The following is a 22,995-nucleotide window of genomic DNA, read 5'->3' as shown; positions in this document are numbered from 1 at the left end:
CGGGGCGGCGCGGCGGAGCAGGGAGCGGATGTGGCTGGCATGGAGTTCCGTGAGGACATCCTGGGTGCCCCGTACGAGGCGGTGGAGCTCCCACTGGTCCCGGACGAGGAGGGGGAGGTCAGCGCCACCCTGGTCCGTCGGCTGGTCGAGGGGTCCCGGCAGGCGGTGTTGTACCTGCACGGCTACAACGACTACTTCTTCCAGACCCACCTCGCGGACCACTTCACGGCGGCCGGCTTCTCCTTCTACGCGCTGGACCTGCGCAAGTACGGCAGGTCGCTCCGCCCGCACCACTCCCCCAACTTCGTGACGGACCTCGCCGCGTACGACGAGGAGTTGGACGAGGCGGTCCGGATCATCCGGGAGCTCGACGGCCACACCCGGCTCCTGGTGAACGGGCACTCGACGGGCGGGCTGGTGGCGGCGCTGTGGGCGGCCCGCCGGACGGGGCGCGGGCTGGTCGACGGCCTGTTCCTGAACAGCCCGTTCCTGTCGATGCCCGCCGGAGCGGCCGTCCGGACCTTGGGCGCCCCAGCCCTCGACGTCATCGGGCGGGCCGCACCGACGCGGAGGCTGCCCGCTCCGCTCAACCCGCACTACGTCCACAGCCTGCACCAGGACCACCGGGGCAGTTGGGAGTTCGATCTCGCCATGAAGCCGGCGGAGGGGTTCCCGATGTTCGCCGGGTGGCTGGCAGCTATCCAGCAGGGGCACCGGAAGGTGCGCCGCGGTCTCTCGGTCGACTGCCCGGTCCTGCTGATGGCCTCCACCGCCTCCACCGTCACCAGCCGGTGGGATCCGGCCCTGATGCACACCGACGCGGTGCTGCGCGCCGATGACATCGCCGCGCTCGCCCCGCGCCTCGGCCGACACGTCACCACCGTCCGGGTGGAGGGCGGGGTACACGACCTGGTCCTGTCGGCCGAACCGGTCCGTACCGAGGTGTTCGCCGAGTTGGACCGTTGGATGGCCGCCTACTTCCCGGCTCCCTGATCCGTCACGCCGGGATCGGCGGTGCCGGCGGGCGCACCGGCAGGTCCGTGCTCCGGCACCGCGGACGCTCAGGATTCGAGCCGGTGGCGCTTTCGGTGGCCACCGGGCAGCCCCGGGCTCTCCACGTCGCCGCGGAGGACGGAGACCACCCCGAGTCCGGCGGCGCTGACCGGCACCGCGAGCAGGGCGCCGATGATTCCGGCGATCCCCGAGCCCGCCACCACCGCGATCATGATGGTGGCGGGGTGCAGTTCGACCGTCCGGCTCTGGATGAGGGGCTGGAGGATGTTCCCCTCGATGGCCTGCACCGCCAGCACCACTCCGAGGGCCCACAGGGCGGTGCCGAGGCCCCCGTTCGCGAGGGCCACCAGGACGGCCACCGTTCCCGAGAGGAAGGCACCGACGAAGGGGATGTAAGCACCCATGAAGACCAGTGCGCCGAGCCCGGCCGCGCCGGGGACCCCCAGGACCAGCAGCCCGATGGAGATGAACGTGGCGTCGATCAGTGCGATCAGGGTGGTTCCCCGCATGAAGCCGGCCATGGCCGTGAAGGCCTGCTGACCGCAGGCGATCACCGTGTCGGCGTGCCGACCGGGGATCAGCTCGTGCATCGCGTCGCCGAAGCGGTGCCCGTCGCGCAGGAAGAAGAAGACCAGCGCGAGGGCGAGCACGCCGCCGGTCAGCAGTTGGGTGACCAGACCGAGTCCGGAGAGGACTCCGTCGGCCAGCGAGTCCACCAGGGTGCTCCCGGAGCCCGAGCTCTCCTTGAGCGCGTACTGGATCTTGTCGCCGAACGGGCCCAGCCAGGAGGCGATGCGGTCGCCCGCCTGCTGGAGGCCGGAAGCGATCTGCGGTGCGCTGTTCACCAGGGAATTGACCAGGAGCGCGATCCCGCCGGTGACCACGAGGACCAGGATCGCGCAGGTCAGCCCGGCCGCCACACCTCGTTTGACACCCCGGCGCACGAACCAGGGCATCACCGGGTAGAGCAGGGCCGTCGCCAGGAGCGCGACCACCATCGGGATGGTCGCGGCCCGCAGTTCCACCACGACGAAGACGGCGAACGCGGCCACGGTGATGAAGAGGATCACCGCCATGGACCAGGCGGCGGCCGACCTGACCGTCGGGGGCAGCATCTGAGCCGGCCGACGGTCGTCCGGGCCGTTGCCGATCGCCACCGGACCGGACGCCGGTCCCGCTACGCCTTCAATCCCCGGGGAGGGAACTCCACTTGGTGTCGTTTCTCGCGAGGGCCCGTTCGGGGCTGCAGTCCGGCCCGGTGTCCGTTCCGGCGGCTGCGGGGGGTCGTCTTCTCCGCCGGGCGCTCCTGGCGTTCCTTCGCCCGCCCGCCCGGCGGGGTCCCGGGCCGCGCCGCCGTCCCGGCTGGGCGTCGACGGACCCCGGCGTTCACCCGGATCCTGCGGATTCGGGGAACCCTCTGCCGTCACCGCCACCTCCACTGCCGTTGTGTCGCCATGATCGTCCAATTTCAACAGACGACGGTCATGGCGCCCTGCAGGAGCTGACGGCGTGGCGCGCCACGCCGAACGTCCGCCCGCGCCCGGACGGCGTCGGCGGGTCAGGGCCGGTGCTGGTCGATCGTGCGGCGCAGCAGGGCGATCCGGTTGGAGGTGAGCGAGTCGACGCCGAGGGCGAGCATCCGCCGCATGGTGCGGCGCAGGTCCACGGTCCAGGTCGCCAGGCCCAGGCCGGCGTCGTGGACGGCGGCCACCAGTCGTTCGTCGACCAGTCCGAAGGGCGGGTTGAGGTAGCTGGGGCGCAGTTCGGCGAGCAGTCGCTGCTTCGGCAGTTGGAGGCGGTTCCAGGTCAGGGAGATCTCCGCGTCGGCGGCGAGTTCGCGCACGGCGAGCATGGCCAGGACCGGGCCGCAGAAGGAGACGCGGTCCGCCATTCCGAGGTCGCTGACGGCCTGCCAGGTGGCGGCGGCCGGGCCGCTGTCGTCCAGGTCGATCATCAACCGGGCGCCCTCCGCGGCGGCGACGGTCTGCAGCGCCTCGGCGAGGGTGGGGATCCGGAGGCCCGGGGAGGCCACTTCCGCCAGCTGGTCGAGTGTCACCCGGCCGATCTGGCGCTGGTCGTTCCAGAGGCGTTCGAGGGTGCGGTCGTGCAGCAGGACGGGCACCCCGTCCCGGGTGAGCTGGACGTCGACCTCGACGGCGTCGGCTCCGGCGACGAGGGCCGCGCTGACCGCCGGCAGGGTGTTCTCGCGGTGCAGGTACGGGTCACCACGGTGGGCAACGGCGCGCACGCGGCTCTTCAACGGAATCGTCCTCTCGCACGGTCGGAACACTCACAGCACTGGCCGTCCCGCCACCGGTCGACCGCAGACCTCCGCATCCTAGGCGGCGTCAGTTCGCGGTCCGTCCCCGACCACCGGTACCGCCCGGACGACCCCGTACCGGGCCGGACCGACACGGGGGCGGGGGCGGGCGGACGGGAGGCTCCGAGCGGCCCGGCTCGGGCTCAGCGCCGTTCGACCACCACGTTGGTCGACTTGATCACCGCGGTCGCGGGCGCCCCGGGGACGAGGCCGAGCTCCTCCGCCGAGTCGCGGCTGATCAGGGAGACCACCCGGAACGGGCCGGCCTGGATCTCCACCTGCGCGGCGACGTCTCCCAGGACGACGGCGGTCACGATCCCGGGGAACCGGTTCCGGGCCGAGGAGCGCCCCTCCACCTCGCCGTTCTCCGGCCGCGCCAGCTCCCGTGCGAACGCCGCGAGTTGCGCACCGGCGATGATCCGGTGGCCGTGCTCGTCGCGCATCGCCGGCAGTCGGCCCGCGTCCACCCAGCGCCGCATGGTGTCGGCGCTCACCCCCAGCATCGCGGCGGCTTCGCCGATGCGGTACGGGTGGACGGGCCGGTCGGACATGACCATCGATGCGACTCCGGGGCGATTCGAGGGGGGAACTGGCAGACCCCGCCATCCTGCCGTACCGGCGTCCCTCCCCACGCACGCCCCACCATCCGCTTCGGCGGGGCGGTGCCGACGGGCGGGCGCGGAGTGGTTCGGTTCCCGCCGGTGGGGCGAGGGGCCGGCTGCGGTGCCTGGTAAGGCGCTCGACCGCGGGGCGGAGGGGCGGAGGAGCGCGGCCTCACTCGCCGCCGAACAGTTCCCGCCGTACCGCGTCCCCGGCGGTGAGGACGGCGCCCGCCAGGACGGCGCCGCCACCCGCGGTGCCGGCCCGCACCTCGGTGGCGAGCGGGGAGAGTCGGGCGAGGTGCCGTTCGACCCGATCTGCCAGTTCAGGGCCGCCCGCCTGTCCGATCTCGCCGCCCAGCACCACGCACCCCGGGTCCAGCACGACGCAGATCGCGGAGGCTCCGACGGCGATCCGCAGGGCCAGTTCGTCCAGGAAGCCGTCGGCGCCGGTCTCGACGGCCCGGCGCACCACGGCTTCGGCCGCAGGCTCCCGCCCCGCACCACGGTCTTCGGCACCCCCCTCGCCGGGAACGTCACCGGCTCCCCGGCCGTCCTGCTCCGTTCCGGCGCCGGGCTGGGGGGTGAGCCCGTGGCGGGCGGCGAGTTCGCAGACGGCCGCGCTCGACACCGTGGAGTGGAAGCCGGCGTCGCACTTCTTCGAGTCCGGCAGTCCGCCGGTTCCGGGCACGGGCAGGAACCCGATCTCACCGGTGCCGCCGGAGGCCCCGCGGCGCAGGCGGCCGTCCAGCACCACGGAGGCGCCGACTCCGTGTCCCAGCCAGATCAGCGCGAAGTCGCGCCTGCCCCGGGCCGCGCCGATGCGGTGCTCGGCGATCCCGGCGAGGTTCACCTCGTTCTCGAGGATCACCTCGGTTCCGGGGCGCGCGCGGAGCGCGGCGAGCAGCTTGGTGTGCCATTCGGGCAGCTTGCCGGAGTTGTTGAGCATGCCGGTCGCCGGGTCGACCAGGCCTGGGGCCCCGACGGCCACGGTGTGCAGTTCGCCGGCGCCGACCTCGGCCGCGGTGGCGAGCAGCGCTTCGACGGTCCGCTCCACCAGCAGGTCGCCGTCTCCCGCACCGGCGTCCGCCCCGCCGCCGCCTCCGGCACCGGGCGCGTGGACGGGCGCGGCGATGGTGGCCGTGCCGAGGGTGCGGCCGGTCAGGTCGGCGACCACCAGGCTGACGCCGGTGGCGCGGATGTCGATGCCCGCGAGGTGCGCGCGGTCGGCGACCAGCCCGTACAGCCTGGCGTTGGGGCCCCGGCGCAGTGCGGCGCTCTCTCCGGCGTGGGCGACCAGGCCGCTGCGCTGGAGGCGTTCGAGCAGGTCGGCGACGGTGGGCCGGGAGAGCCCGGTCAGCGTCCGCAGATCGGATGCGGTGAGCGGGCCCCGTTCGAGCAGCAGGTCGAGGGCGAGCCGGTCGTTGATGGCCCGGGCGGTGCTCGGCGTGGCAGTGCGAGCGGTCGTCATGAGCCTGCATCCTTCCAGAGGTTTCTATCAGGCAGGGTCCCTGATAGTTTATGGCCATCCGACCGACCCAAGGGGGAGCCCGGCATGGGCGAGACTCTCAAGGACGTCCAGCGCGCAAGGGTGAGCGTGGCGCTGGTCTTCGCCGTCCACGGTGCCGTCACCGGCACCTTCGTCACCCGCATCCCGTGGATCAAGGACCACCTCGACCTGAGCCCCGGCCAGCTCGGACTCGCGCTGGTGTTCCCCGCCATCGGCGCGTCGGTGGCGATGCCGCTGGCCGGCCGGATCGTGCACCGGCTCGGCGCCCGGACGGCGCTGCAGGGCCTGCTGACGCTGTGGTGCCTGTCGCTGGCGCTGCCCGCGCTCTCCCCGCACCTGGTGGTGTTCTGCCTGTCGCTGTTCCTCTACGGCGCGACGGCCGGCATGTCGGACGTCGCGATGAACGCGCAGGGCGTCGAGGTCGAGGAGCGGCTCGGTCGGTCGATCATGTCCGGCCTGCACGGCATGTGGAGCGTCGGCGGCCTGGTGGCCTCCGCGTTCGGCGTCCTGGCGGCCCACCAGCACGTGGACGCCCGCGTGCAGTACGCGGTGACCGCGGCGGTCCTGGCGGTGCTCGCCCAGGTGGTGTCCCGCGGGGTGCTGGACGTCCGGCCGAGCGCGGGCGAGGAGGCCCCGCCGAGGTTCGCGCTGCCCCCGAAGGAGGCGCTGGTCATCGGCCTGGTCGGGTTCTGCGCGGTGTTCGCCGAGGGCGCGTCGATGGACTGGAGCGGGGTCTACCTGCGCGACATCACCGGCGCCTCCTCCTCCCTCGCCGCCGCCTGCTTCACCGCCTTCGCCGCCACCATGGCCGCGGCCCGACTGGCGGGTGACGCGGTGGTCCGCCGGCTCGGCCCGGTGCGCGCCGTCCGCCTGAGCGGCGTGGTCGCCACCACCGGCGGCCTGCTGGTGGTGTTCGCGGACACCCCGTACGTGGCCATCCCGGGCTTCGCGCTGATCGGCATCGGCATCGCCGTGGTGGTCCCGCTCGCCTTCGCCGCCGCGGGCCGGGCGGGCAGCAATCCGAGCCAGTCCATCGCCGGTGTCGCCACCATCACCTACACCTCCGGCCTGGTCGCCCCGGCCGTGGTCGGCGGCATCGCGCAGGCCAGCTCGCTGACCGTCTCCTTCATCGCGGTCACGCTGCTGGCCGCCGCGCTGATCCCCGCCGCGACGGCGATGCGCCACCGCAAGTCGACCGGCGCCCCCGTCGCGACCTCCGACTCCCTGGAGCCGATCCACTGACGGACGGCCGGACAATGGGCGGCCGGACGTCCGCCGAGGGGCGCGGGAGATCCACTCCCGCGCCCCTCGGCACGTCCGCACCGAGAACCACCGACCGTCCGCCGCGCGCCGCCCACGGCGCCCGTCTGCCCCGGGACCGCTCCGCCCACCCCTCCGGCAGCCCGTCCGCCTCCCGGCCGTCCTCCCGGCCGACCGCGTGGCAGGCCCCCGCACCGGTGCGCGAGGAGCCCGGCGTCGCACCCGGTGAGCTGCGCCTCCACCCCGCCGTGCGATGCTCCTGGCATGGATTCCGCCCCGCGCAACCCGATCGGCGCCCACGTCCCCGTCGCCGGGAAGGGGCTGGCCGGAACGGGGCTGGCCTACGCGGAGAAGGTCGGGGCGGAGGCGGTTCAGGTGTTCGTCGCCAACCCGCGCGGGTGGGCGACTCCGGCCGGGAACCCCGCGCACGACCTGGCCTTCCGGACGGCCTGCGCCGAGCGGGGCGTCCCGGCGTACGTGCACGCGCCGTACCTGATCAACTTCGGCTCCGACTCGGCGGCGACCCGGGAGAAGTCCGCCGAGTCGCTGACCCACTCGCTGCACCGCTCGGCGGCGATCGGCGCCCTCGGCACGGTCGTCCACACCGGCTCCGCGCTGTGCGGCACCCGCGCGGAGGCGCTCGCCCAGGTCCGGGCCGGGGTGCTGCCGATCCTGGACGGTCTCGACCGGTACGGCGCCGACGCCCCGTGGCTGCTGCTGGAGCCCACGGCCGGGCAGGGCAGCTCGCTCTGCGCCCGGATGGACGACCTCGCCGCCTACCTGGACGCTCTGGACCACCACCCGCTGGTCGGCGTCTGCCTGGACACCTGCCACGCCTTCGCCGCCGGCCACGACCTGGCCGCACCGGGCGGGGTCGACGAGCTCTTCGACGCCCTGCACCGGGCGGTCGGCCCCGGACGACTGCGGCTGATCCACGCCAACGACTCGCAGGACGTCGCGGGCGCCCGCAAGGACCGCCACGAGAACATCGGCGCCGGCCACATCGGCGCGGCCGCGTTCGAGGCACTGCTCGCGCACCCCGCGACCGCCGGTGTCCCGCTGGTCGTCGAGACCCCGGACGGCCGCCACGACCCCGCCCGGGTCGAGGGCGCCCGCCACGCCGCCGACATCGCCCTGCTCAAGCGGCTGCGCCACCCCGCCTCCTGATCCCCCCGTCCCACCGCACCGCCTCCGGACGGACCGGCCGGAGGAGCGGGCCGGACGGACCGGTTAAGCTCCCCGGGTGTCCGCCCCGCAGCTCCCGCTCACACCCGCCGCGTCGACCGTCCCTGCCGCCCCGCCGCCTCCCGGCGAGGTCACCGCGACCGCCGGAGCCGCCGCCGGTCCGGAGGCTCCGGCCGACGGGTCCCGGCAGCCGCTGCGCCGCCCGCGCCGCGGCGCGCTGCTGCGGTTCGGGGCGCTGCTCGCCCTGCTCGCCGCCGCCTCGGCCTCGCTGCTGCTGTGGGACCCGTCCGCCGTGCTGTCGGCCGCCTCGGGGCCGTGGCGGATCCCGATCGCGCTCTTCGCATACGCCTTCAGCACCCTGGTCTTCCTGCCCCGGCCGGCTCTGAACGCGGGGCTGGGGGTGCTGTTCGGTCCGCTGGTGGGCGTGCCGCTGGCGGTCGTGGGGTCGACGGTCGGCGCGGCGGCGGCCTTCGCCCTCGGGCGTTCGCTGGGGCGCGAGGCGTTGCGGCCGCTGGTCCGCGGCAAGGTGCTGTCGGCGCTCGACCGGCGCCTGTCCGAGCAGGGGTTCCGCAGCGTACTGCTGATCCGGCTGTTCCCGGGGGCGCCGTTCCAGGCCGGCAACTTCGCGTGCGCGTTCTCCGGCGTCAGGTTCTGGCCCTACCTGGCGGGCACCCTGCTCGGCGTGCTGCCGTCCACCACGGTGTACGTGGTCGCGGGGGCGAGCGCGAGTTCGCCGACCTCGCCGGCCTTCCTGGTCTCCGCCACGGTGATCGTCGCGATGTGCGCGTACAGCGCCGTCGTGATGTGGCGCTCCCGTCCGCGCCGCGCCGCCCGCTCTCGCTCCCGTTCCTGACCCGGAGCCGTCCCGCCGGGCCCGGCCTGGCGGGGTCCGGCGCGTCCTACCGCTCGACGGCGGGTGACCACTCACCGAGCGACCACAGCACCGCCGTGTTGACGACCATCACGACACCGAGCCCGAGCGCCCACCCGGGCTGCCCGCCGACCGCCAGCAGCGCGACCGCACCGCCCCAGACCAGCAGCTGCACCCCGTACCAGAGGACCGGCGAGTCGCGCACCGGCCGCCGGGGCGCCGCGTAGCGCCCCCACAGCACGACCGCCAGCGCCGGCAAGGCCAGCGCGACCAGTACCCGCAGCACGACCGGCCCGTCCGGCCGGGCCAGGTACCCGCCGATCGCCAGCGCGACCAGTGAGGCCAGTTCGAGGAGCAGGCGCAGCACCAGCTGAGTCCCCGTCACCGCCTTGCGCACGTCCGTACCCGCCCTTCCCCCGTTTCACCACGTCGATGACCGGCTCTTCCTACCACGGCAGCCGCCGCATCCGATCCGCCAGAACGCCCGGTACCGAAAAAGGACTCGCCCGCCCGGTCCGGCCTGCCCCACCATGTCCACATGACGGACACGACTGCGAACGTGAGCACGAGCGCGACCCCGGACCCCACCCCCGCCACCGACCGGGTGAGTCCGCCGTTCGCCGCCGACGAGGCGACCATGCTCGGCTCCTGGCTGGACTTCCACCGGGCCACGCTCGCCCTCAAGTGCGAGGGGCTGACCCCCGATCAGCTCCGCGAGCGCGCCTGTCCGCCGTCCTCGCTGTCCCTGCTCGGGTTGGTGCGGCACATGACGGAGGTGGAGCGCCACTGGTTCCGCCAGGTGCTGTCCGGGCAGACCCTGGACCCGGCCGGCCGCTACTGGACCGAGGAGTTCCCCGACGGCGACTTCGACCTGGTGGACGGGGCCGATCCGGTCGCCGACAGCGCGCTCTGGCAGGCGGAGGTGGCGTTCGCCCGCTCGGCCGCCTCGGGTGTGTCCTTGGACACGGTCGGCGCGGGCCGCTGGCGCGACAACGAGGTGACGCTGCGTTGGATCCTGGTGCACATGATCGAGGAGTACGCCCGCCACAACGGCCACGCCGACCTGCTGCGGGAGCGGATCGACGGCTCCACCGGCGAGTAGCCCGTCCGTCGGCGCACGACTCCTCGCGCGTCCCCCAACCGCCCCCGCCCGCACGGCCCTCGACCCGCACGGCGCCCGGACGCATCCGCACGCCCCCCGGCGGCGACCCGCCACCTGGGAGTGAAGCCGTTACATGATTGTTGACAGCCAGTCAACTGGCGTCGGAACGCCACCGATAGGGTCGTCAGGCGCAACCGTTCACCGGCCGGTCGCGTCGTTGCGGGTGTCCGGGTGACCATGGATCTTCCCCCGCGCCACAACCCGTCCGGTGGTCGCAAGCGGGCACATCCACGGTGATCAGTGCGATACTCGGACAGTTCCAACAAGTGGATGACGTGTCAAAACGACCCGTCGTCCCCCGGGGGACGAGTACGGAACGAGACAGGGAGGCGCGGCTAATGGGAGCACTTCGCGACGAGCACCACAACGGGTGGCTGATGCCTTCCGGTAGCTACCCGGCCGCGATGTACGAGGATCAGTGGGAGGGCGAGGAGACGCTGCCGAGCAGCGTCCAGAACGGCCCCACCAAGATCGTCTCGCTCCGGCCGACCGGCTTCGAGGCCGCCCGCACCGTGGGTGAGCACATCCGCGCCGCCACGCCGGTGGTCATGGACCTCACCGAGATGGACGACGCCGAGGCCAAGCGGATGGTCGACTTCGCCTCCGGTCTGATCTTCGGCACCCGCGGCGGCATCGAGCGGATCGCCCGCCGGGTGTTCCTGCTCACCCCGGCCGACGTCGAGGTGATGGTCATCGACCGCCCGCTCGACGAGTCGGGCTTCTACAACCAGAGCTGACCGGGCCGCCGCACCAGGCCCCGGCTCCACCGCACCCAGGACCCCGCGCCCCGCGCGGGGTCTTCGGCATGCCCGGAACCCGACACCGCTGAACGGCACCACCGCCGGACGGGACCCCTCCCGCACCCTCCCCAATGAGACGCACGCACAAAATTTGAGACATCCATGTCTCAACTGCGCTATCCTCTTCTCATGGCAACCGACCGCGACTCCGTCCTCCAGGCGGCCGTGGGCATCCTGTCCCGGCGCCCGACGGCCCATCTCGACGAGATCGCCCGCGCCGCCGGCATCAGCCGCGCCACGCTGCACCGGATCTTCCCGGGCCGCGAGGCCCTGATCCTGGAGGTGGGCGCCCTCGGCCTGCGCCGCTTCTCCGCCGCGCTCGACACCGCGCGGGTCGAGGAGGGCAACGCCGAGGCCGCGCTGCGCCGCCTGGTGGACGCGGTGGTCCCGGATGCCGCGCTGTGCGCCTTCCTGGCCGGGGAGAACCAGCTGTACGACCACGAGGAGATCAACGACCTCTGGGAGCTCCAGGACGCCCGGGTCCGCGCGCTGTTCCTGCGCGGGCAGCAGGAGGGGGTGTTCCGGGTCGAGCTCTCGGCCGCCTGGCTGAGCGAGGCGTTCTTCGACCTGGTGGCCGGCATCGGCTGGGCCGTGCAGGAAGGCCGGCTCGCCCCCCGCGAAAGCGCGTTCTCGCTCGCCGAGCTGTTCCTCGGCGGTGCTCTACGGAGATCTGATACCCCATGAGTTCCACCCCCGTCGTCCGGTCCGGCCACCGCTGGGCCGGTCTCGGCGTCCTCGTGCTCGCCGTCACCCTGGTGGCGGTGGACGCGACGGTGCTCTCCCTCGCCATCCCCTCGATCACCGAGACCCTCCGCCCGTCCGGCACCCAGCTGCTGTGGATCGGCGACGTCTACTCCTTCGTGCTGGCCGGCCTGCTGGTGTCGATGGGCGCGCTCAGCGACCGGCTGGGCCGCAAGCGGGTGCTGCTGGCGGGTTCGGTCGCGTTCGGCGCGGCCTCGCTGCTGGCGGCGTACGCGCCGGGCCCGGGCTGGCTGGTGCTGGCCCGGGCGCTGCTGGGCGTGGCCGGTGCGACGATCATGCCGTCCACGCTGTCGCTGATCCGCACGCTGTTCCCGGACGCGCGGGAGCGGGCCACCGCGATCGGGGTCTGGGGCGCGGGCGCCGCGGCCGGTGCCGCGCTGGGCCCACTGGTGGGCGGCGTGCTGCTGGAGCACTTCTGGTGGGGTTCGGTGTTCCTGCTGAACCTTCCGGTGATGGTGCTGCTGCTGGTGTTCGGCGCCTGGCTGCTGCCGGAGTCCCGCGATCCGCGTCCGGGCCGGTGGGACGTACTGAGCGTGCTGCTGTCGATGGTCGGCGTGATCGGTGTGGTGTACGGCGTCAAGGAGTTCGCCGTGCACGGCCTTGAGCAGTGGGCGACCCCGCTGGTGTTCGCGCTGGGCGCGGCCGCGCTGGCGCTGTTCGTCCGCCGTCAGCTCCTGCTGGAGACCCCGCTGCTGGACGTCCGGCTGTTCCGGAACGCACGGTTCACGGCGGCGGTGGTGTCCTCGCTGATCTGCCTGATCGGCCTGTCCGGTGTGATCTTCTTCATGTCGCAGTACCTGCAGCTGGTCCGCGGCTACTCCCCGCTGCACGCGGGGTTCGCCGAGATGCCGGCCTTCGTCGGCTCGGTGGCGGGCGGTCTGCTGACGGCCCGGCTGGTGCGGCGCGCGGGCGCCCGCCGGGTGCTGACGGCGAGCCTGTCCGTGATGGGCCTGGGCATCGGCGTGCTGGGCTTCATCCGGGTGGACAGCACCTACCTGCTGCTCGGTTCGTCCTTCCTGGCGCTGGGCACCGCCGAGGGCGTGGTGTACACCCTCTCCTCGGACCTGGTGCTGGGTGCCGCCCCGGCCGACAAGGCGGGCGCCGCCTCGGCCGTCTCGGAGACGGCGTACGAGTTGGGCGCGGCACTGGGCATCGCCCTGGTGGGTTCGGTGGTGACGGCCCTTTACACCGGTTCGCTGTCCGTCCCGGCGGGCGTCGACCCGGCGCTGGCCGCGCAGGCCGGGGAGTCGCTGGGCGGCGCCCAGGAGTCCGCGGCCGCCCTCCCGGCGGGCCAGGCGGAGCAGTTGCTCGCCCACGCGAACAGCGCGTTCGTGCACGGTGTCACGGTCGCGGCCTGGGTCTCGGCGGGCCTGCTGCTGGCGGCCGCCGCCCTGGCGCACCACCTGCTGCGCGACCGGACCGCGACCACACCGCCCGGCCCGGCGGAGCAGCCCCAGGCGGAGCAGCCGACGACCGAGCCCGCCAAGGCGTCCGCGCACCGCTGAGCACCGCCGCGAGGCGCCCCGCCAGGTACGCCACCAGCCGGCCGACGTCGCCAGGGCCGCCCTCGGCGGGGGAAGCGCCGTCGGCCGGGTGCAGCCCGCACCGGGTTCCTGTCGGGGGGCGGCCGGCGGAGCCGGAGGCCGGGGACGGGAGCTCGAAGGCGGGCCCTGGTGGAACGGGCGGCGCGGCGACGCCGCGGTCGGCCGGATCGAGCAGGCCGCGCGACCGGGGAGCCGACCACCCGCACGGTGGCGGGCACGCCCAGCTCCCAGTACTCACCGGGCGGCCCGCAGGTGCCGGGGCCGCAGCGGCAGCGGCAGCGAGGGCGTGCAGGACGGGCGGGAGCGGAGCGCCGCTCCCGCCGCCGCGCCCCGGCCCGGCCGGCGCCGTACGATCCACCGCTCCCCCGCTGCCGCCGCCCTCCCGCTCCGGCCCGCCCGTCCGCCGTCAGCGCGGCCTGCGGCACCGGCGGGCGGGCGCCCGCCCCGCGCATCCCGTCGACCGTGCCGTCGATCTGACGGGCCGTCCGGCTCCCCCAATGGCGCAGCGCCGCTGGCCCCGGGCACCGCCGGGCTCCGACGATGGAGGCGTAGGGCGGACGCATGTCCGGACGCGGGCCGTGGGCCTGCCGGAACGACCGCGGCGCGCACGGGGCCGGCGCGGTTCTGAACGAGAGGGTGCATCGCGATGCGAGACGCGGAGCGGAACGGTTCGGACCGGGGGCTGGTCCGGCAGGGCCGGGTGGAGCCGCCGGGGCGTCCGGAGCGGCGCCCGGGACGGCGCGGCCTGCGGGTGTCGCTGGCGGTGGCCGGCGCGGCCGCCGGGATCGCGGTGGTCGCGGCCTGCGGCGGCACTTCCGGCGAGGACCCGGTGCAGGCGGCGATGTCGACGTTCACGGTCGGGGCGCCGGAGACGGCGAGCTTCTCGGGCGAACCGGCGTCCGCCTTCGCGTCCGCGCACGAGTCGGCGCTGGCCTCGGTGTCGGCGGCGGAGGCCTCCGCCTCGGAGCGCGCCGCCTCGTTCGAGGCCTCGGCGAACGCCCAGTTGCAGGCCACCCGGGCGAAGGCGACCGAGGTGCTGGCGGCCGTCCCGGACGCGGGCAACGCGATGACGGACGTGACGCTGACCGGGGTGCCGAACTCGACCTCCGGCGACCTGACGGCGGCGATCGTCACGGTCACCAACAGCACCCAGGAGACCCGCTCCTACGCGATCCAGGTCGACTTCACCGACAACAGCGGCAAGAGCGTGGACAGCCAGGTGGTCGGCGTGGAGAACCTGGCGGGGGGCGCGACCGCCAATCCGGCGGTGTTCAGCAAGCAGGGCAAGGACGTGAACCTGATCCCGGTGGTGGTGAAGGCCTACCGGTACTGACCGTCCCGGGGCCCCAGCGTCGAGGCGCCCGTACGCCCGCCGGTCGGCGGGGGTACGGGCGCCTCGGTGTCGCGGCCTTCCACCGCGCGGCGGGCGTTCAGTTGACGGACCGGAGGATGACGTCCTCGTAGTCCCAGCCGGGGTCGTCCGCCTCGTCCGGCCGGTCGCCCTCGGCGAGCTCCGCGAGCGGATCGGCGAACGGCTCCGCCAGTGGATCGACCAGCGGATCGGCCAGCGGATCGATCAGCGGGTCGGTGAAGGACTCGCCGAAGTCGAAGGGGTCGGCGGGGAGGGTTCCGGTCTGTTCGGTGGTTCGTCCGTTCTGGGTGTCCATGGCTCCATAGTGGTTCGGTCCGCCGGTGCGGGCCCGGTGCCCGGCCGCAGAGCCCCCCGATCGGGTGTACGGGTGGTACCCGCCTCTCCTTCCGGCCCGGTACCACCCGGTCGGCGGGTGCGGGCAACCCGTGCGCGCGAACCCGGCTGGCCGGGGCCGGGGCGCGACCATAGCTTCGAGGCGGTGGACGGGCCCGCTCGCCGTCCGCGTCCGCGTCTCATGGAAGCCGGCTGCACTTCGATGACTCCTCTCCGCACTCCGGCGCGCCCGCTCGTCCGGGTCGCCGCCGTCCTGCTGTCCTGCGCCGCCTCGGTGCCCGCCGCGCTGGCCGCCGCCCCGGCCGCGACCGCCCCGACCGGGCCGACCGTGTACCGGGTCGCGCCCGGTGGCTCCGTGCAGGCCGCGCTGGACGCGGCCGTCCCGGGCGACGTGGTGGAGCTGGCCGCGGGCCGCTACCCGGGCAGCGTGACGCTCGCCACCGACGGCGTGACCCTGCGCGGCCAGGGCGCCGGCACCGTCCTGGTGCCCGACCCGGCCGACCGCGGCGCCTGCTCGCAGGCCGGCAACGGCGTCTGCGTGACCGGCAGTGCGGACGAGGGGGGCGCGCCGGTGCGCACCCTGTCGGGGGTGGTGGTGGAGTCGTTGACGGTGGCGGGCTTCCCGCGCAACGGCATCGGCGCGGCCGTCACCGACCGGCTGGCGGTGCGCGGGGTGTCGGTGCGGGACAACGGCCTGCAGGGCATCAGTGTCGAGATGTCGACACGCACCACCTTGACCGACAACGAGGCCCGGGACAACGGCCAGGCGGGGATCTTCGTCGCCAACTGGTACGACCGCAAGGGCGGCGCGCTGGAGACCCTGGGCACCGAGGTGTCCGAGAACCGGCTGACCGGCAACCGGATCGGCCTGCAACTGCGCCGGGTCCGCGGGCTGACGGCGGAGGCCAACCTGGTGTCCGGGAACTGCGGCGGCGTGTTCGTGGTCGGCGACGACGGGGTGCCGCGGGCCGGGGCGCTGACCGTCCGGGACAACGTGGTGCGGGCCAACAACCGGTACTGCCCGCCGATCCCGCGGCTCGACTCCGTCCAGGGCACCGGGATCCTGCTGACCGGCACCGAGGACGTCACGGTCTCCGGCAACCGGGTCACCGACCACAGCGGGGCGTCGCCGATGTCGGGCGGCATCGTGCTGTACCCGAGCGCGGTCGGCGCGCCGAACGCCCGCGCCGCCGTCACCGGCAACGCGCTGGACGGCGACCTGCCCGCCGACCTCGCCGACCGGGACCCGCACGGCACCGGGAACGCGTTCACCGACAACGCCTGCCGGGTCTCCGAGCCGGCCGGCCACTGCTGAGGCACCCACTCCTCCCCCCGAGGACCCGACGAAAGGCACACCCATGACCTCCGCCCCGACCACTACCGCTCCCCCGGCCGTCCCGACCGAACCGGCCGTCCCGCCCGCGATGCTGCTGCGCGAGCTGGTGTTCGGCGCCGCCTGCGCGGGCGCCGTCCGGGCCGCCGCCAGCCTGCGGCTGCCCGACGCGCTGCGGGAGGAGCCCGCGAGCCCCGAGGAGCTGGCCGGGCGGCTGGGCGTCGAGCCCGGCCCGCTGCGGCGGCTGCTGCGCGCGCTGGTCTGCTACGAGGTGTTCGCCGAGGACGCCGACGGCCGCTACCGGCACACCCCGCTGTCCCGCCTGCTGCGCGCCGACGAGCCGGGCAGCCTGCGCGACATCGCGCTGTGGTGCACCGAGCCGTGGACCTGGCAGTCCTGGTCCCGGCTGGACGACGCGGTGCGCACCGGGCGCAGCGTGTTCGGCGACGCCTTCGGCAAGGAGTTCTTCCAGTACCTGCACGACGATGCGCCGGAGTCCGCCGCGCTGTTCAACCGGGCGATGACCCAGTCCAGCCGGCAGTCCGCGCAGGACCTGGCCGGCTTCCTGGACCTGACGGGCGTCTCCTCGGTGGCCGACATCGGCGGCGGCCAGGGCCAGGTGCTCGCGGAGCTGATGGAGCGCCACCCCGGCCTGCACGGCACCCTGCTGGACCTGCCGAAGGTGGTGGAGCACGCGGACGCCCGGCTGCTGCCGGGCGGGTCGCTGGCCGACCGGGCCCGGCTGGTGCCCGGTGACTGCCGGGTCGAGGTGCCGGTGCGGGCCGACCTGTACCTGGTGAAGAACATCCTGGAGTGGGACGACGACTCGACCCGCCGGACGCTGCGCAACCTGCGCGCGGCGGCCGCGCCGGGGGCCCGGGTGGTGATCGTGGAGAACCTGGTGGACGACTCCCCCTCGATGCGGTTCACCACCGCGATGGACCTGCTCCTGCTGCTGAACGTCGGCGGCGCCAAGCACACCCAGGGCAGCCTGACCGGGCTGATCGCCGAGTCGGGGCTGCGCCTGGACGCCGTCGCCCCGGTCAACCCGTACCTGCACGCCTTCTCCTGCACCGTGCAGTAAGGCGCGCACGTGGAAGGGGAGGCCCGTCCGGGACGGGCCTCCCCTTCCACGTGCGCGCGGTGCCGTCAGCCCGGGGCGGCGGGGGTGCGGCGCAGGTGGCCGGTGGTGGTGCGGACGCCGGCCTCGTCGAGTTCGGCCGTCGCCCGGGCGGTCCCGGCCGTCCGCCTCGGCGACGGCACGCCCCTCCGCGTCCGGGCGCCGACGGCGCGGCCGAGGCTGCCGCCGGGGAAGCGGAAGTCCGGCACGGCGACGACGCACGGCCGGCCCTCGACCGTCCCGGTGGCATTCGGCACGGCTCCGGACGGCCAGGTGTCGGCGCGGGCCCGTTCCAGGCGTTCGGCGGCGGGCCGGCTGTCGGCGGAGGGCCGGCTGTCGGCGGAGCCGAGCGGGTCGTGCGGGGCGGGCACCGGTCCGGTGCTCTCGGCGGTGCCCGGGTCGAGCAGTCGGTCGAGCCGCTCGGGGATGGTGAGCCGCCCCTGGTGCCCGCGGTCGGAGCACACGTGCGGGGTGCGCGTCCGGTCGGCCGGTTCGGCCCGCTCGGCCACGGCGGCTCCCCTTCCTTGCTGCGTGCGTGCGTACGGGGTTCAGCGGTCCCAGCGGTAGAACTCGTGGGCCATGGCGTCGGCGGGGCCGCGCCAGGTCGCCGGGTCGTAGGCGTCGACGTAGACGGCGAGGCGTTCGCTGACGTCGCGGAACTCGGGGTGGGCGGCGTACCTGGCGACCTCGGGTCCGGCGGGGCGCTCGGACTCGATGAGGTGCAGGTAGACGTCGCCGAACTGGAACAGGCTGCGGCTGCTGACGCCGATCAGGCCGGGCAGGTCGCCCCGGTCGGAGTCGGCGAAGACGCCGGCGATGTGGTCGGCGGTGCCGGGTTTCATCCGGGCGACGATCAGGGTGCGGTGCACGTCGTTCACCGGCCCGCTCCGGCCTGGTGCTCGACCTTGGCGCGGATCAGCTCCATCTGGACCTTGGAGTTCTGGTTGATCCGGTCGGTCATGCCCTGGTCGTCGACGGGGGCGGTGGGCTTCATCGCGAAGTCCTGGACCCAGCGCATGCTGGTGCCCTGCGGGTGCTCCTCGTACTCCCAGCGGATCTCCATGAACTCGAACGGTCCGGGTTCGACCCGGCGGGCCCGGACGGTGAGCTTGTCGCGGTCGGCCTCGCGCTCGGAGACCCAGCTCCAGACCTGGCCGTTCTCGTCGGGGTGCATGGTGAGCCGGAAGCGGACCAGTTGGTCCTGCCGGTCGAGGATCTCGACGGAGGCGTACTCGCTGAACAGCTGCGGCCAGTTCTCCAGGTCGTTGGTGACGTCCCAGACCAGGTCGAGGGGGGCGTCGATGACGACGGTGTTGTCGGTGTGTCCGGGCATCTCAGGCACCAGCCTTCACGGAGGAGTTGACGGTCTGCAGGAACTCGGCGACGGGGCGGCCGAGCAGGTCGGAGGAGTCGAGGGAGACGCCGTAGCGGTTCTCCACGTCGGCGAGGACGCCGAGCACGCCGAGCGAGTCGACGCCGAGGTCGAGGAACATGCAGCCGGGGTCGGCGAGTTCGTCGACGGTCACCGCGACGCCGGCCCGGGTCTTGATCAGGGTGGCGAGTTCCTCGTAGGTGATCTCGGAGGCCATGTCGTGCTCCTTCAGGGGTTGGGGCGACGCAGCAGCAGGGCGGAGTTGGAGCCCATCAGGCCGCGGCTGAGCACCAGGGCGGTGCGCAGTTCGACGGCCCGCGGGTAGCCGGTGACCAGGTCGATGCCGTGGTCGCAGTCGGCGGTGTGCGGGGTGGGCGGGACGAGGCCGTGTTCGAGGGCGAGCACGGCGGCGGCGGTGTCCAGGGCGGGGGCGCCGCAGTGGGCGCGGCCGAGGCCGGCCTTGGGGGCGGTGACGGGGACGCGTCCGGCGTGCTCGCCGAGGGCGTCGGCGAGGGCGAGGGCCTCGGCCCGGTCGGCCTCGGGGACGCCGAGGGCGTCGGCGAAGACCACGTCGACCTCGTCGGGGGCGCAGCGCGCCTCGGCGAGGGCGCCGCGGATCGCGTGCGCGAGTCCTTCGCGGCTGTCGGTCCAGCGGGCGGCGCCGGTGAAGGTCGCGGTGTGGCCGGCGACCTCGGCCCGCGGGCGGGCGCCGCGCCGGCGGGCGGTGCGTTCGTCCTCGACGACGAACATGGCGCCGCCCTCGGCGGGGACGAACCCGACCGCGTCGCTGCCGAACGGGCGGTAGGCGCGTTCGGGGTCGTCGCCGGTGGACAGTCCGGGGTAGCCGAGCTGGCAGACCATCGAGTACGGGGCGACGGGGGCCTCGGCGGCGCCGGCCAGCACCGCGTCGGTGCCGCGGGCGACGGCCCGGGCGGCGTGCGCGAGGGCGTCGAGGCCGCCGGCCTCGTCGGAGGCGACCACGCCGCAGGGGCCCTTGAAGCCGCCGCGGATGGAGATCTGGCCGGTGGAGGCGGCGTAGAACCAGGCGATCGACTGGTAGGGGCCGACGTGGTGCGGTCCCTCGGACCACAGGTGCTGCAGTTCGCGCTGGCCGAACTCGCCGCCGCCGGAGCCGGCCGCGGTGACCACGGCGACGCCGAACGGGTCGTCGGGGTGGTCGGCCAGGTCGGCGTCGGCCATGGCGAGTTCGGCGGCGGCCATCGCGAAGTGCGTGAAGCGGTCGGTCTGGACGAGGTAGCGCGGCTCGACGTAGTCCTCGGCGTCGAAGCCGCGGACCAGTCCGGCGACCTTGAGCGGCAGGTGTTCGCAGCCCTCCCGGTCGATCGGGGCGAGCGCCGAGCGGCCCTCGCACAGGGCCTTCCAGTAGTCGTCGGCGCCGATGCCGTTGGGCGCGACCACGCCGATGCCGGTGATCACCGCGCGGCGTTCGTTCATGCGGCGGCCTCCACCTTGCTCAGCACGACCGCGGACTGGAAGCCGCCGAACCCGCTGCCGACCGACAGCACGTGGCGCAGCGGCAGTTCGCGGGCGGTGCGGGGGACGTAGTCGAGGTCGCACTCGGGGTCGGGCTCGGTGTAGTTGGCGGTGGGCGGGACGACGCCGTGGTGCAGGGCGAGGGTGCAGGCGACGAGTTCGATGGCGCCGATCGCGCCGAGCGAGTGCCCGACCATCGACTTGATGGAGCTCATCGGGGTGCGCCGGGCGTGCCCGCCGAGGGAGCGTTTGACGGCGGCGGTCTCGTGCCGGTCGTTCTGCTTGGTGCCGGAGCCGTGCGCGTTGACGTAGTCGACGGCGTCGCCGGGGAGTCCGGCGTGGGCCAGGGCCCGGTCGATGGCCCGGGACATCTCCAGGCCGTCCTGGGTGAGGCCGGTCATGTGGTAGGCGTTGCCGAAGGTGGCGAAGCCGCCGAGTTCGGCGTAGATCCGGGCGCCGCGCCGCCGGGCGTGCTCCCACTCCTCCAGCACCAGGACGGCGCCGCCCTCGCCGAGGACGAAGCCGTCGCGGCCGGCGTCGAAGGGCCGGGAGGCGTGCTCGGCGTCGTCGTTGCGGGCCGAGGTGGCCTTGATGGCGTCGAAGCAGGCGACGGTGATCGGGGAGATCGGCGAGTCGCAGGCCCCGGCGACGATCACGTCGGCGCGGCCCTCCTCGATGGTGAGGGCGGCGTAGCCGACGGCGTCCAGGCCGGAGGTGCAGCCGGTGGAGACGGTCTGCACGGGGCCGCGGGCGCCGATCTGCTCGGCGACGGCGGAGGCCAGGGTGGACGGGGAGAACGCCCGTTCCAGGTGCGGGGCGGCGGGGGCGTGGTCGACGTCCCAGTGCTCGCCCCGGCCGCTGACCAGCACGTAGTCGCGTTCCAGCCGGGTGGTGCCGCCGACGGCGGTGCCGAGCGAGACGCCGATCCGCCAGGGGTCCTCGCGGTCGGGGTCGATCCCGGCGTCGGCGACCGCCTCGCCCGCGGCGACCAGCGCGAACTGCACGTACCGGTCGTTGCGGGCGGTCTGTTCGGGGGTGAGTCCGTGCGCGGCGGGGTCGAAGTCGCACTCGGCGGCGATCCGGGAGCGGAAGCCCTCCGGGTCGAACAGGGTGATGCCGCGGGTGGCGGTGCGGCCCTCGGTGAGCAGTGACCAGAACCGGGGGACGCCGATGCCGCCGGGGGCGACCACGCCGATCCCGGTCACCGCGACCCGGCGGGTCACGAGGCGGCCCCCGCGGGTTCCGGCGGGCCCGCTTCCGCGGTGGTCTCCTCGGTGTCGACGTGGCCGAGTTCGGGGCGCGGGGCGAGCGGTCCGAGGTGGAAGACCATCCGGGCCTCGGTGGAGCCGACGTTGCGGAAGCGGTGCCGCATCCCGATCGGGATCATCAGTCCCTGGTCGGGCCGCAGCGCCTGGGTGACGCCGTCCAGGTCGACCTCCAGCTCGCCGGAGACCACGAACACGAACTCCTCGGAGTACGGGTGGTAGTGCTCGCCGATCCGGTCTCCCGGTTCGACGATCGCCACGCCCATGAATCCGCTGGTCGCGCCGACCGCCGGCGGGGTGAGCATGGCCCGCAGGTCGCCGCCGCGCTTGCGGTTGGGGGGCGCGTCGTCGACGTGGATGATGCGTGGCATCTCGGTGGTCACGGTGGTCTTCCTCTCGTGGCGGGGCGTGCGGGGAGTGCGGGGTGTACGGGGGGTCAGTCCTCGGCCGAGGTGCGGTCGGTGACGGGGGTGGTGGCGCAGGCGGCGAGCAGCCGGCGCAGGCCCTCGAAGGTGCGCTCGGCGGGCTCGGAGAGCTTGCCGAGGACGGCGGCGGCGCGCGGTCCGGCCAGGCCGAGGGCGGTGGCGGGGTCGTCGGCGGGGTCGCCGAGCAGGTCGACCAGCCGGACCACCAGGTCGTCGTGCCGGTAGACGGTGGCGCGCACCAGCGGGCCGCCGGGGTCGGCGGCGGCGTGCTCGTCCTCCTCGGCCAGCAGCTCGGCGAGGGCCGCGCCGGCGCCGGGGCGGACGGGGTACAGGTAGGCGTGCCGCTGCACCGGGCCGGTCTTGAGCGAGGCGTGGTGGCGGACGGCGGGCAGGGCGGCGCGCTGGAAGAAGTCGCGGGCGGAGAGCGGGTCGTCCAGGTCGCGGTCCTCCTCCAGGTACGGGTTGATCGCCTCCTCGACGGCCCGCACCTCGGGCTGCCGGGCGACGTGCCGCAGCGCGGCGACCAGGTCGCCGGCCACCTCGACGCAGCGCACGATCCGGTTGCCGTGCATGAACAGCGAGGTGCGCAGCAGCCGGGTGGTGTCGTCGACCCGGGCCTGCGGGGAGCGGTAGCCGGCCAGCAGTTCGGCGGCCCTGGCCTCGCTGCCGGGCTTCACGGTGAAGCTGAGCGCGTGCCGCACCACCCCGTCCGGGCCGGGCCGGGGGGTGCCGGGGACGCCGGGGTGGTGCTCGCCGGGGCGCAGCGGCGGGGCGTCGGTGTCGGTGGCGGTGGTGCCGTGGGTCTCGCGCAGCACGGTGTAGCGCTGCGAGCGGTTGTCGCGGACGCAGCCGTGCATCGGCTTGACCATCTCGCGGTGGGCGGGGCTGTCGACCCAGGCCAGGAACGGTTCGGCGCTCTCCCACTCGCTGGTGATCAGCCAGCGGGACGGGTCGTCGATGGACTGGCAGAGCTGGTCGCTGACGTGGCCGGGGACGGCCGAGACCTGGTAGCGCAGCTGCTCGTAGGCGTCCAGGAAGCGGTCCTGGGCGCCTTCGTAGACCTCCAGCATCAGGATGACGCGGAGCCGGCCCGGGGTGGGCCGGTCCGCGCCGGTGGTGGTCTCCTCGGGGGCGGAGAGCAGGGTCATGGTGGTGGGTTCCTGTCGTCGGTTCACGGTTCGCCGGCGAAGGGTCCTTCGCCGCCGCGGGGTGCGGGCCGTCGTCGGCCGGAGCGGTCGGCGGGTGGGGCCCGGT

At 74.4% G+C, this 22,995-nt stretch carries 25 protein-coding genes; 11 read left to right on the top strand and 14 right to left on the bottom strand.

What is annotated here, in order from left to right; all coding sequences use genetic code 11:
* The first annotated feature begins 39 nt into the window (after window positions 1-39).
* Window positions 40-993, top strand: coding sequence for an alpha/beta hydrolase (locus tag ACZ3J7_RS11395; RefSeq protein ID WP_465619245.1), 954 nt, complete (start codon window positions 40-42; stop codon window positions 991-993).
* Between the two features lie 68 nt (window positions 994-1,061).
* Here ACZ3J7_RS11395 and ACZ3J7_RS11390 read toward each other — a convergent pair whose 3' ends face one another.
* The 4 genes from ACZ3J7_RS11390 to ACZ3J7_RS11375 form a co-directional block, all read right to left on the bottom strand.
* Window positions 1,062-2,129: an AI-2E family transporter gene (locus ACZ3J7_RS11390; RefSeq protein WP_465619243.1), complete on the bottom strand. Its 1,068-nt coding sequence runs from the start codon at window positions 2,127-2,129 to the stop codon at window positions 1,062-1,064.
* Between the two features lie 443 nt (window positions 2,130-2,572).
* On the bottom strand, window positions 2,573-3,274 hold the full coding sequence (locus tag ACZ3J7_RS11385) for a glycerophosphodiester phosphodiesterase (RefSeq protein WP_465619241.1): 702 nt from the start codon (window positions 3,272-3,274) through the stop codon (window positions 2,573-2,575).
* A gap of 203 nt (window positions 3,275-3,477) precedes the next feature.
* Complete coding sequence (locus ACZ3J7_RS11380) at window positions 3,478-3,891, bottom strand: TOBE domain-containing protein (protein WP_465619239.1); 414 nt, start codon at window positions 3,889-3,891, stop codon at window positions 3,478-3,480.
* Between the two features lie 217 nt (window positions 3,892-4,108).
* Window positions 4,109-5,404 carry an ROK family transcriptional regulator gene (locus ACZ3J7_RS11375; RefSeq protein ID WP_465619237.1) on the bottom strand — a complete coding sequence of 432 codons (1,296 nt, stop codon included), beginning with the start codon at window positions 5,402-5,404 and terminating at the stop codon, window positions 4,109-4,111.
* 84 nt (window positions 5,405-5,488) lie between these two features.
* Here ACZ3J7_RS11375 and ACZ3J7_RS11370 point away from each other — a divergent pair, with 84 nt between their 5' ends.
* The 3 genes from ACZ3J7_RS11370 (at window position 5,489) to ACZ3J7_RS11360 (ending at window position 8,741) form a co-directional block, all read left to right on the top strand.
* A complete protein-coding gene (locus ACZ3J7_RS11370; RefSeq protein WP_465619235.1) occupies window positions 5,489-6,685 on the top strand; it encodes an MFS transporter in 1,197 nt (398 codons plus the stop codon).
* A 282-nt stretch (window positions 6,686-6,967) separates the two neighbouring features.
* Window positions 6,968-7,870, top strand: coding sequence for a deoxyribonuclease IV (locus ACZ3J7_RS11365; RefSeq protein ID WP_465619233.1), 903 nt, complete (start codon window positions 6,968-6,970; stop codon window positions 7,868-7,870).
* A 76-nt stretch (window positions 7,871-7,946) separates the two neighbouring features.
* A complete protein-coding gene (locus tag ACZ3J7_RS11360) occupies window positions 7,947-8,741 on the top strand; it encodes a TVP38/TMEM64 family protein (RefSeq protein WP_465619231.1) in 795 nt (264 codons plus the stop codon).
* Between the two features lie 46 nt (window positions 8,742-8,787).
* Here the strand turns inward: ACZ3J7_RS11360 and ACZ3J7_RS11355 are convergent, their stop codons facing one another.
* Window positions 8,788-9,144 (bottom strand): YrdB family protein, encoded by a 357-nt coding sequence (locus ACZ3J7_RS11355; protein WP_465619229.1) that lies wholly within the window; start codon window positions 9,142-9,144, stop codon window positions 8,788-8,790.
* A gap of 153 nt (window positions 9,145-9,297) precedes the next feature.
* On the opposite strand from ACZ3J7_RS11355, the gene ACZ3J7_RS11350 reads away from it, so the two are divergent.
* The 5 genes from ACZ3J7_RS11350 (at window position 9,298) to ACZ3J7_RS11330 (ending at window position 14,360) form a co-directional block, all read left to right on the top strand.
* The gene (locus ACZ3J7_RS11350) at window positions 9,298-9,861 is read left to right on the top strand and encodes a DinB family protein (protein WP_465619227.1); all 564 of its coding nucleotides are present in this window, start codon (window positions 9,298-9,300) and stop codon (window positions 9,859-9,861) included.
* A 398-nt stretch (window positions 9,862-10,259) separates the two neighbouring features.
* On the top strand, window positions 10,260-10,658 hold the full coding sequence (locus tag ACZ3J7_RS11345; RefSeq protein ID WP_465619225.1) for a cell division protein SepF: 399 nt from the start codon (window positions 10,260-10,262) through the stop codon (window positions 10,656-10,658).
* Between the two features lie 192 nt (window positions 10,659-10,850).
* On the top strand, window positions 10,851-11,405 hold the full coding sequence (locus ACZ3J7_RS11340; protein ID WP_465619223.1) for a TetR/AcrR family transcriptional regulator: 555 nt from the start codon (window positions 10,851-10,853) through the stop codon (window positions 11,403-11,405).
* Window positions 11,402-12,988 carry an MFS transporter gene (locus ACZ3J7_RS11335; protein WP_465619221.1) on the top strand — a complete coding sequence of 529 codons (1,587 nt, stop codon included), beginning with the start codon at window positions 11,402-11,404 and terminating at the stop codon, window positions 12,986-12,988. The genes ACZ3J7_RS11340 and ACZ3J7_RS11335 overlap by 4 nt, the downstream gene beginning before the upstream one ends.
* Before the next feature lie 685 nt (window positions 12,989-13,673).
* The gene (locus ACZ3J7_RS11330; RefSeq protein WP_465619219.1) at window positions 13,674-14,360 is read left to right on the top strand and encodes a hypothetical protein; all 687 of its coding nucleotides are present in this window, start codon (window positions 13,674-13,676) and stop codon (window positions 14,358-14,360) included.
* 97 nt (window positions 14,361-14,457) lie between these two features.
* On the opposite strand, the gene ACZ3J7_RS11325 is transcribed toward ACZ3J7_RS11330, so the two are convergent.
* On the bottom strand, window positions 14,458-14,694 hold the full coding sequence (locus ACZ3J7_RS11325; RefSeq protein ID WP_465619217.1) for a hypothetical protein: 237 nt from the start codon (window positions 14,692-14,694) through the stop codon (window positions 14,458-14,460).
* Window positions 14,695-14,934: 240 nt separating this feature from the next.
* Between ACZ3J7_RS11325 and ACZ3J7_RS11320 the strand changes: the two genes are divergently transcribed.
* A complete protein-coding gene (locus tag ACZ3J7_RS11320; RefSeq protein ID WP_465619215.1) occupies window positions 14,935-16,047 on the top strand; it encodes a right-handed parallel beta-helix repeat-containing protein in 1,113 nt (370 codons plus the stop codon).
* 43 nt (window positions 16,048-16,090) lie between these two features.
* A complete protein-coding gene (locus tag ACZ3J7_RS11315) occupies window positions 16,091-17,149 on the top strand; it encodes a methyltransferase (protein WP_465619213.1) in 1,059 nt (352 codons plus the stop codon).
* A 65-nt stretch (window positions 17,150-17,214) separates the two neighbouring features.
* On the opposite strand, the gene ACZ3J7_RS11310 is transcribed toward ACZ3J7_RS11315, so the two are convergent.
* The 8 genes from ACZ3J7_RS11310 to ACZ3J7_RS11275 are packed head-to-tail and all read right to left on the bottom strand — an operon-like array spanning window position 17,215 to window position 22,889.
* Complete coding sequence (locus ACZ3J7_RS11310; RefSeq protein WP_465619211.1) at window positions 17,215-17,694, bottom strand: hypothetical protein; 480 nt, start codon at window positions 17,692-17,694, stop codon at window positions 17,215-17,217.
* Window positions 17,695-17,733: 39 nt separating this feature from the next.
* Entirely contained in the window at window positions 17,734-18,054 is a 321-nt protein-coding gene (locus tag ACZ3J7_RS11305) for a TcmI family type II polyketide cyclase (protein WP_465619386.1), read from the bottom strand.
* A gap of 5 nt (window positions 18,055-18,059) precedes the next feature.
* Window positions 18,060-18,518, bottom strand: coding sequence for an SRPBCC family protein (locus ACZ3J7_RS11300; protein WP_465619209.1), 459 nt, complete (start codon window positions 18,516-18,518; stop codon window positions 18,060-18,062).
* Window position 18,519: 1 nt separating this feature from the next.
* Complete coding sequence (locus ACZ3J7_RS11295) at window positions 18,520-18,774, bottom strand: acyl carrier protein (RefSeq protein WP_465619208.1); 255 nt, start codon at window positions 18,772-18,774, stop codon at window positions 18,520-18,522.
* Between the two features lie 11 nt (window positions 18,775-18,785).
* Window positions 18,786-20,012: a beta-ketoacyl synthase N-terminal-like domain-containing protein gene (locus ACZ3J7_RS11290; RefSeq protein ID WP_465619206.1), complete on the bottom strand. Its 1,227-nt coding sequence runs from the start codon at window positions 20,010-20,012 to the stop codon at window positions 18,786-18,788.
* Window positions 20,009-21,274 carry a beta-ketoacyl-[acyl-carrier-protein] synthase family protein gene (locus ACZ3J7_RS11285; RefSeq protein ID WP_465619204.1) on the bottom strand — a complete coding sequence of 422 codons (1,266 nt, stop codon included), beginning with the start codon at window positions 21,272-21,274 and terminating at the stop codon, window positions 20,009-20,011. Before ACZ3J7_RS11285 ends, ACZ3J7_RS11290 begins: the two co-directional genes overlap by 4 nt.
* The gene (locus ACZ3J7_RS11280; RefSeq protein ID WP_465619202.1) at window positions 21,271-21,699 is read right to left on the bottom strand and encodes a cupin domain-containing protein; all 429 of its coding nucleotides are present in this window, start codon (window positions 21,697-21,699) and stop codon (window positions 21,271-21,273) included. Before ACZ3J7_RS11280 ends, ACZ3J7_RS11285 begins: the two co-directional genes overlap by 4 nt.
* 53 nt (window positions 21,700-21,752) lie before the next feature.
* Complete coding sequence (locus ACZ3J7_RS11275; protein WP_465619201.1) at window positions 21,753-22,889, bottom strand: SchA/CurD-like domain-containing protein; 1,137 nt, start codon at window positions 22,887-22,889, stop codon at window positions 21,753-21,755.
* Window positions 22,890-22,995: the final 106 nt, after the last annotated feature.

Source organism: Kitasatospora sp. NPDC015121, from assembly GCF_055562955.1.
Note: the sequence above shows the minus strand (reverse complement) of the source record. Positions and strands in the feature narration are given on the sequence as shown.